The organism is Seonamhaeicola marinus (assembly GCF_008085455.1).
Window position 1 is genome coordinate 1 of record NZ_VSDQ01000581.1, and the last position, 685, is coordinate 685.

Here is a 685-nt window from a genome sequence, read left to right on the forward strand (position 1 = left end):
AACGGTAAATTAGCCGTTAAATTATTTAATGATTTGTAACGGGTGCGTAAACCTGGTGAAATGGCTCCTCCTTGGTATTCGTTTTTATTGTTTATAAAATCATAAGTAATACAAGTGCCCGCATCAATAATTAAAACATGCTCCTTAGAAAATTGTTTTACCGATGCGCTTACAAGAGCAATTCTATCTACCCCCAAGGTTTTTGGGGTTTTGTATTTATTTACAAACGGTAATTTAACATTATGTGTTAGCACTAATAAATCAATAATCTCTTTAAGCGTGTTAAGAGCTTCAGTAGTAATATTTCCTACTGATGAGATTATTGCTTTATCCAACATAGGATATGCATTTTTAATTTCATAAACATTGCTAACAAGTGCATTGTGTTTTATAACACGTTTATGTTTTAAAATATTTTCTAAGCTGTAAACTGCTAGCTTAACATTTGTATTTCCTACGTCTATTATTAAATTCATTTTTTAAAACAATGCGTTAAAAGTACAAAACAACAATAATTTTAATCTTAATTATATTATAATATTGAAACTTGCAGCTGTTATTTTGCCTTAAAAATTGTTAAAGTAAAATTTTTTCAAATTTATTTTGGCAGATAACAAAATTGAATATATATTTGCAACCGCTTTAGCGAGGTACCTTAGCTCAGTTGGTAGAGCAAAGGACTGAA

At 29.1% G+C, this 685-nt stretch carries 1 protein-coding gene; it reads right to left on the minus strand.

All coding sequences use genetic code 11. The features are described 5' to 3' along the window. On the minus strand, positions 1 to 476 hold a 476-nt coding region (locus tag FUA24_RS10615; RefSeq protein WP_148542173.1), incomplete at its 3' end, for a type III pantothenate kinase. Positions 477 to 685 lie beyond the last annotated feature (209 nt).